Raw genomic sequence first — 7,512 nt, 5'->3', positions numbered from 1 at the left:
GGGCAACATCGGCGCCACCAATGTTCTGCGCACCGGCAACAAGGGCCTAGCCGCGGCGACGCTGTTGCTCGACGCGCTGAAGGGCACGGCCGCCGTGCTGATTGCTGGCTATTTCGCGCCTGACCTGGCGATCTGGGCCGGTCTCGGCGCCTTTCTCGGTCATCTCTTCCCGGTATGGCTGGGCTTCAAGGGCGGCAAGGGCGTCGCCACCTATCTCGGCGTGCTGATCGGCCTTGCCTGGCAGGTAGCGCTGATCTTCGCCGTCGTCTGGCTGGTGATGGCATTCCTCTTCCGTTATTCCTCGCTTGCGGCGCTGACGGCGGCGGTCATCGTGCCGATCGCCCTCTATGTCCTGAGCACGCCGCAAATTGCCGGATTGTTCGTGGTGATGAGCGTCATCGTTTTCATCAAGCACCGGGAAAACATTTCGCGCCTGCTTGCCGGCACCGAGGGCAAGATCGGAGCCAAGGGATGAGCGAGCCGACCGCCGGGCCGCGCCTCAGCGACCGGCAGCGGCTGAGCTGGCTACGACTGATCCGCACCCAGAATGTCGGCCCTGCCTCCTTTCGCGACCTGATCAACCGCTTCGGCTCAGCCGAAGCGGCGCTTGAAATACTGCCGGAACTGATGATTTCGGGCGGCGCCATCCGGATCGCCCGCATCCCGTCCGTTGCCGAGGCCGAGGCCGAACTGGAAACAGCTGGAAAGGCCGGCGCCCGCTTTGTCGGCATCGGTGAAGCAGACTACCCACCCCTCTTGCGCAACATGGATCATCCGCCGCCCCTGCTGGCGGTAAAGGGCAACGCAGCTGTTTTCCGGCTGCCGGGTGTCGCCATAGTCGGGGCACGCAACGCGTCGCTGGCCGGCATCAAGATGGCGCGCATGCTGGCAGCCGACCTCGGCCGCGACGGCTACGCAATCGTCTCCGGCCTGGCGCGCGGCATCGACACAGCGGCGCATCAGGGCAGTCTTGCGACCGGCACGATCAGCGTGCTGGCCGGCGGCCTCGACCAGCCTTATCCGCCTGAAAATGCAGGCCTGTGCGAAGAGATTGCCGAGCGTGGCGCCATCATTTCGGAGATGCCGTTCGGCTGGCAGCCGCGCGCTCAGGATTTTCCGCGCCGCAACCGCCTTGTCGCGGGTGCGGTCCTTGGGCTGGTGGTGGTCGAGGCAGCGCAACGCTCTGGGTCCCTGATCAGCGCCAGGCTTGCCGGCGAAATGGGCCGACTGGTCTTCGCTGTACCGGGCTCACCGCTCGATCCACGCGCCGCCGGCGCCAATGGCCTGCTCAAGGATGGCGCCACCCTGGTCACCGAGGCATCGGATATTTCCAGGGCAATCGCGCCGCTGACCGGCATGCGGGCGCCCGACGTGCCGCCGTTCGAAGAGCCGCCCGACTTCTTGGCCGCACCACCGCCCGGCGAAAGCGATCGCGCCCGAGTCATCGAGGCGCTCGGCCCGACGCCCGTCTCGGTCGACGAGATCATCCGCCACACTGGCCTGCACCCGGCCCAAGTGTTCATGGTGCTGCTGGAACTCGACCTCGCCGGCCGGCTAGAACGCCATGCGGGAGGACATGTTTCGCTGGTGTTTGGGGATTCTTCTGTCTGACCGACACCTCCGGTGTGACGCTGTTCGCTTCCCAGCAAGAAGATTCGCCCACGTCATCCGGGGACAGAAAAAACGCACCAACCAGATTTACAACTGACATGTTAGTGAGATATCACTGCCTTCGAACTTCTTTTCGGAGACTCCCGGTGACATCACGTTTTGGCCTTTCGGCCGCCCTCGCCACGCCTTTCGATGCCTCCGGGCAGATCGCCACCGCCCTCATGGTCGCCCAGGCCAAGCGTTGCCTGGCGGAGGGGTGCACCAGTGTTACGCTTTTTGGCACCACCGGCGAAGGCGCATCGGTTGGCACCGGGGAGCGGCGGTCGGTGACCGAAGCCATGCTGGCTGCCGGCATCCTGCCGCATCAGCTTGTTGCCGGCGTGCTGGTCGATGCGGCCGAAGACGCCGCTGAGCAGGCCCGGCATGCCTTGCAGCGCGGCGCCCGCAACATTCTGCTGGCGCCGCCGAGCTACTTCAAGAATGTCGGCGACGATGGTCTTTTCGGCTGGTTTTCCACTGTCTTTGCCGTGCTCGGTCCCCTCGCCCGTGGCGTTCTGCTCTACAACATTCCGTCGGTCACCATGGTGCAGCTCTCGCTTGACCTGATCGGCCGATTGCGTACGGCTTTTCCGGATGTCATTGCGGGGGTCAAGGATTCCGGCGGGGATTGGGACTACAGCGAGGCGCTGCTCGGCGCCCATGGCGATCTGGTGATCTTGATCGGTGACGAGCGGCATCTGGCACGAGCCGTGCGAATTGGTGCTCAAGGCGCAATCTCCGGCATGGCCAATTTCGTTACCAGCGAAATCCGGGCCATGGCCGGGGACGGGCGCGACGACACACGCGTCGAGCGTTTCGTGCTCGAATTGCTCAAACACCCGGTAACGCCGGCGGTGAAGGTCATGGTGGCGCGCAAAACCGGCGACGACCGCTGGCTGGCGGTCCGTCCGCCGCTGGAGCCGATCGGTTCGCAGGGGCGACAACAGCTGGCTGACGCCTATGATGGGCTGTTTGCCAGGGAATCAGCCTGACCGGCAAAGGGATACGCGCTGAAATGGAAGACGGCAGCGAGCCGACCACGCTTAGGGAAAAAGCCTATGCCAGCTTCACGCGGCATTTGCTGGCCCGCGATCTGCTGCCGGGCCAGTTCGTATCGCAGCGCGAACTGGTCGCCTTCACCGGTCTGCCGCTCGGCGCCATTCGCGAAATCGTGCCGCGTCTCGAGGCCGAAGGGCTTCTGACGACGATCCCGCAGCGCGGCATGCAGATCGCCCATATCGACATCAGCCTGATCCGCGAGGCTTTTCAGTTCCGCCTGTTCATGGAACGCGAAGCGGTGGCGCTGTTCACCGTCAGCGCTTCCGATGACGAACTTGCCCGCCTGCGGCGTGAACACGAGGAGATGCTGGCTCAAGCCCTTTCGCAGGCGCCGACGCCGGAAATGGAAGCCAGGGCGCAGAGCATCGACTGGGCGATGCACGACACTTTCATCGATGCGCTGGGCAACGAGATCATCGCCAAGGCCTATCTGGTCAACTCGGTGAAGATCCGGCTGATCCATCAGGAGCGCTTCCGCATCGACGGGCGCGTCGTGCCGGTCATGCGTGAGCACCTTGCGGTCATCGAAGCCATGGAAAGCCGCGACCCGCAGAAGGCGGTCGAGGCGATCAGCCTGCACATCGACAAGGCGCGCCGGCTGGCGCTGCAAATCTGAGGAAGCATGAGCCGCGTCGCGGTCGCGACGCATTCGACAACGACAGCAACCGGGAGGAAGAAATGTCGTCCAATCTGTTCAACCCAACCAGGAGGCAACTCCTCCAGGGAACCGCGGCACTTGCCGCCGCCGGCCTTGTGGGTGTTCGCCCAGGCTTTGCCGCGGCCGTCGACTGGAAGCGCTTTGCCGGCACGACGCTCGACGTCAATCTGGTGAAAAGCCCGCGCAGCGACACCCTGATAAAATATCTCGCCGAGTTCGAGGAGTTGACCGGGATCAAGGTCAATGCCGAGGCAACGCCTGAGCAGCAGCAGCGCCAGAAGACGGTGATCGAATTGAGCTCCGGCAAGCCGAGCTTCGACGTCGTGCATCTGAGCTACCATGTGCAGAAGCGGCAGTTCGAAAAAGGCGGCTGGCTTGCCGACATATCAGGCTATCTCGCCGACCCCACCCTTACCGATCCGGGTCTGGTCGAAAACGATTTCGCCGACGCCGGCATGCTGTTCGCCAAGGACGGTCAGGGCGTGCTGCGCTCGCTGCCCTTCTCGGTCGACTACTGGATCGTTTACTGGAACAAGGAGTTGTTCGAGGCCAAGGGCCTCAAATATCCCGAAACCTTCGAGCAGCTGGTGGCCGCGGCCGAGGCGCTGACCGACCCGTCGACCAATACTTATGGTTTCGTCGCCCGCGGCATCAAGAACGCCAACACGCCGGTGTGGACATCGCTCATGCTCGGCTACGACATGACGCCACTCGACGCTCAGGGCAAGCTGCGCACGACGTCGCCCGAGGCGATCGAGGCCGCCGGGCTCTACCAGCGGCTGATGACCAAATCCGCGCCTCCAGGCGTCACTGGCTTCAACTGGGCCGAAGCGCAGTCCGCCTTCCTGCAAGGCAAGATCGGCATGTGGTTCGATGGCGTCGGCTTTGCCCCGCCGATGGAAAATCCGGAAAAATCGCGGGTGGTCGGCAAGGTCGGCTATGGCGTCATGCCCAAGGGTCCCAAGGCGCACGCGGCTGGCACCTTCGGCGACGGTATCGGCGTGACGGCCACCAGCGAGAAGAAGGAGGCCGCCTATCTGTTCTGCCAGTGGGCAGTGTCGCCGGTCATGGGCGCGCGCCTGCTGCAGGCAGGCGCCGGCGTACCGTTCCGCAAATCGGTGCTCGAAGATCCAAAGGTGCGCGAAGGCGTCACCATGCCGGCAAGCTGGCTCGATGCGGTGGTCGGCTCCGGCAATGTGAGCCGGCTGTCGCTGCCGGTCATCATCCCGGTCACAGAGTTCCGCGACATCTACGGCGTGGCGCTGACCAATTTGATCGCCGGCGCTGATCCCGCCGAGGAGTTGAAGAAGGCTACCGACCAATTCCAGCCGGTCCTCGACAGGAGCGAGCAAGGCTGATGTCCGCCACCACCCCAGAACGCACCGGGGTGACGACGCAAGCCATCGAAGGGAGCCAGACGATCCGGCTGGCTCCCAACTACTGGCCTTTCGTCGTTCCGGCGCTCGTCGTCGTCGGCGCCGTGATCGTCTTTCCCTGGGCCTTCACGCTGTGGATGAGCGTCAACCGCTGGACGCTCGGCCAGTCGCGAAGCTTTGCCGGGATGGAGAATTATCTGCGGCTGGCGTACGACCAACGCTTCTGGGAATCGCTTCTCCATACGTTGAGCTACACCTTCCTTTCGGTTGCCGCGCCGATGTTGCTCGGCACCATCGCCGCCCTGATCTTCGACGCCAGGTTTCCGCTGCGTGGCCTGCTGCGCGGCGTCTTCGTGATGCCTATGATGGCAACGCCCGTCGCCGTGGCGCTGGTCTGGACGATGATGTTCCACCCCCAGCTCGGCGTCCTCAACTATCTTCTGTCGCTGGTCGGCATTCCGGCGCAGGAATGGATCTTCAACGCCAACACGGTCATCCCGTCGCTGGTTGCGGTCGAGACCTGGCAGTGGACGCCGCTGGTGATGCTGATCGTGCTCGGCGGCCTGGCGTCCGTGCCGCGCGAGCCGTTCGAAAGCGCCGAAATCGACGGCGCCAATGCCTGGCAGCAATTCCGCTATCTCACCTTGCCGATGATCGCGCCGTTCCTGATGATCGCGGTGATCATCCGCACCATCGACGCACTGAAGAGTTTCGACATCATCTACGCGATGACCCAGGGCGGGCCGGGCACGGCCTCGGAGACCATCAACATCTATCTCTACAACACCGCCTTCTCCTACTACGACATCGGCTATGGCTCGGCCATGGCCGTGGTGTTCTTCATCGTCATCGTCGCCCTGTCCTTCATCCTCCTGATGTTGCGCCAGCGCTCGCAGTGGATCGGCGTGGAGGGCAAATAGATGAGTTCACGACTGCTCAACCGGATCGGGCTGTTCTTCGCGGCCCTGGTCTTCGTCTCGCCGGCGATCCTGTTCTTCCTCTGGATGATCTCGCTGTCGCTGAAATTCGAGATCGACAACGGCGCCTATCCGCCGATCCTGATCCCCGAACATCTCGCCTGGTCGAACTATGCAAAAGTGTTCGAGGAGAACAATTTCCTGCTCTATCTCTGGAATTCGGTTCTGGTGACCGGCACGGCGACGCTTTTGGCGCTGCTGATCGGCGTGCCGGCCGGCTATGGCATCGCGCGGCTCAAGGCCGAGCGATCGGCGGTGGTCATCATGATCGCCCGCATGACGCCGGGGCTTTCCTATCTCATCCCGCTGTTCCTGCTGTTCCAATGGGTCGGCATTCTCGGCACGCTGTGGCCGCAGATCATCATCCATCTGGTGGTGACCGTGCCGATCGTCGTCTGGGTGATGATCGGCTATTTCGAGACCACCCCGATGGAACTGGAAGAGGCCGCCAACATCGACGGCGCCAGTTCCTGGCAGGTGTTCCGGCTGGTCGCCTTGCCCATCGCCAAGCCGGGCATAGTGGTCGCCTTTATCCTGTCCGTCATCTTCTCATGGAACAATTTCGTCTTCGGCGTGGTGCTCGCCAGCCGTGAAACGCGCACGCTGCCGGTCGCCGTCTACAACATGCTCTCCTACGAGCAAGTGAGCTGGGGGCCGCTCGCCGCCGCGGCCCTGGTGGTGACACTGCCGGTACTGGTCCTGACCATGTTCGCACAAAGGCAGATCGTCGCCGGACTGACCGCGGGCGCCGTCAAGGGCGGCTGAAGGCACGCTACGGCATCGCACTCTTTTTCGAGGAAAACCCAATGGCATCGGTCACAATCAACAACGTGCAAAAGGCTTTCGGAACGGCCAGGATTATCCACGATGTCAGCGTCGATATCGCTGACGGCGAGTTCGTCATCCTGGTCGGCCCGTCGGGCTGCGGGAAGTCGACGCTGCTGCGCATGATTGCCGGACTTGAAACGATCTCGGGCGGCAGGATCGCCATTGGCGATCGCACCGTCAACAATCTGCGGGCGCGCGACCGCAACATCGCCATGGTGTTCCAGAACTACGCGCTCTATCCGCACATGACGGTGGCCGACAATATGGGCTTTGCCCTCAAGATCAAGAAAGCCGATCCGGCCGACACCGCAAGCCGCGTCGGCAGGGCCGCCAGCATCCTGGGCCTCGACAAGCTGCTCGACCGCTATCCGCGCCAGCTCTCCGGCGGCCAGCGCCAGCGCGTCGCCATGGGCCGCGCCATCGTGCGCGACCCGCAAGTCTTCCTGTTCGACGAGCCGCTCAGCAATCTCGACGCCAAATTGCGCGTCCAGATGCGCGGCGAGATCAAGGCGTTGCACCAGCGGCTGGGCACCACCACCATTTACGTCACGCATGATCAGATCGAGGCCATGACCATGGCCGACAAGATCGTCGTGCTGCATGACGGCCTTGTCGAGCAGATCGGTGCGCCGCTCGACCTCTATGACCGTCCGGCCAATCTGTTCGTTGCCGGCTTCATTGGCTCGCCGGCCATGAACTTCATTGCCGGCCGCGTCGAGGAAGGCGTTTTCCGCAGCGCCAGTGGGCTGACCCTGCCGCTGCCGGAAGGCATCAACCTGGCAAAAATTCCCGTGGGTGAACTCATCTACGGCATCCGTCCCGAACATATCCGAGCAACGATTTCCCAGGGTATTGCCGGCACGATCGTGCTTCTGGAAGCCACGGGTTCGGAAATCTTCGCCAGGGTCGACTGCGCCGGCGAGGAAATCTCCTGCCTGTTCCGGGAGCGGCTTGCGCTGAAGCA

The 7,512-nt window shown here is 63.4% G+C and carries 8 protein-coding genes; all 8 read left to right on the top strand.

Annotated elements, in window-relative coordinates; translation table 11 throughout:
- A partial coding sequence (plsY, locus tag EOA22_RS19100; protein WP_127390140.1) for a glycerol-3-phosphate 1-O-acyltransferase PlsY occupies positions 1–475 on the top strand: 475 nt, incomplete at its 5' end.
- On the top strand, positions 472–1,611 hold the full coding sequence (gene dprA, locus EOA22_RS19095; protein ID WP_063167951.1) for a DNA-processing protein DprA: 1,140 nt from the start codon (positions 472–474) through the stop codon (positions 1,609–1,611). The genes plsY and dprA, both read left to right, overlap by 4 nt.
- A gap of 146 nt (positions 1,612–1,757) precedes the next feature.
- Positions 1,758–2,642 (top strand): dihydrodipicolinate synthase family protein, encoded by an 885-nt coding sequence (locus EOA22_RS19090; RefSeq protein WP_063167950.1) that lies wholly within the window; start codon positions 1,758–1,760, stop codon positions 2,640–2,642.
- Positions 2,643–2,665: 23 nt separating this feature from the next.
- Entirely contained in the window at positions 2,666–3,325 is a 660-nt protein-coding gene (locus tag EOA22_RS19085) for a GntR family transcriptional regulator (RefSeq protein WP_063167949.1), read from the top strand.
- Positions 3,326–3,387: 62 nt separating this feature from the next.
- Positions 3,388–4,725 carry a sugar ABC transporter substrate-binding protein gene (locus EOA22_RS19080; protein ID WP_027161536.1) on the top strand — a complete coding sequence of 446 codons (1,338 nt, stop codon included), beginning with the start codon at positions 3,388–3,390 and terminating at the stop codon, positions 4,723–4,725.
- The gene (locus EOA22_RS19075) at positions 4,725–5,663 is read left to right on the top strand and encodes a sugar ABC transporter permease (RefSeq protein WP_013531801.1); all 939 of its coding nucleotides are present in this window, start codon (positions 4,725–4,727) and stop codon (positions 5,661–5,663) included. The genes EOA22_RS19080 and EOA22_RS19075 overlap by 1 nt, the downstream gene beginning before the upstream one ends.
- Positions 5,664–6,485, top strand: coding sequence for a carbohydrate ABC transporter permease (locus tag EOA22_RS19070; protein ID WP_013531802.1), 822 nt, complete (start codon positions 5,664–5,666; stop codon positions 6,483–6,485).
- Positions 6,486–6,526: 41 nt separating this feature from the next.
- The coding region (ugpC, locus tag EOA22_RS19065) for a sn-glycerol-3-phosphate ABC transporter ATP-binding protein UgpC (RefSeq protein ID WP_127390139.1) at positions 6,527–7,512 on the top strand (986 nt) is incomplete at its 3' end.

It is taken from the genome of Mesorhizobium sp. M7A.F.Ca.US.014.04.1.1 (assembly GCF_003998745.1).
Classification (GTDB): Bacteria; Pseudomonadota; Alphaproteobacteria; order Rhizobiales; family Rhizobiaceae; genus Mesorhizobium; species Mesorhizobium ciceri.
The sequence above is the reverse complement of the archived record's forward strand: the minus strand, read 5'-3'. Positions and strand labels throughout refer to the sequence as shown.

What these genes read in the sequence shown, in the direction of transcription:
- dprA (WP_063167951.1), top strand. Translation starts at nt 472, where the DNA reads ATGAGCGAGCCGACCGCCGGGCCGCGCCTCAGCGACCGGCAGCGGCTG.
- EOA22_RS19085 (WP_063167949.1), top strand. Translation starts at nt 2,666, where the DNA reads ATGGAAGACGGCAGCGAGCCGACCACGCTTAGGGAAAAAGCCTATGCC.
- EOA22_RS19080 (WP_027161536.1), top strand. Translation starts at nt 3,388, where the DNA reads ATGTCGTCCAATCTGTTCAACCCAACCAGGAGGCAACTCCTCCAGGGA.
- EOA22_RS19075 (WP_013531801.1), top strand. Translation starts at nt 4,725, where the DNA reads ATGTCCGCCACCACCCCAGAACGCACCGGGGTGACGACGCAAGCCATC.
- EOA22_RS19070 (WP_013531802.1), top strand. Translation starts at nt 5,664, where the DNA reads ATGAGTTCACGACTGCTCAACCGGATCGGGCTGTTCTTCGCGGCCCTG.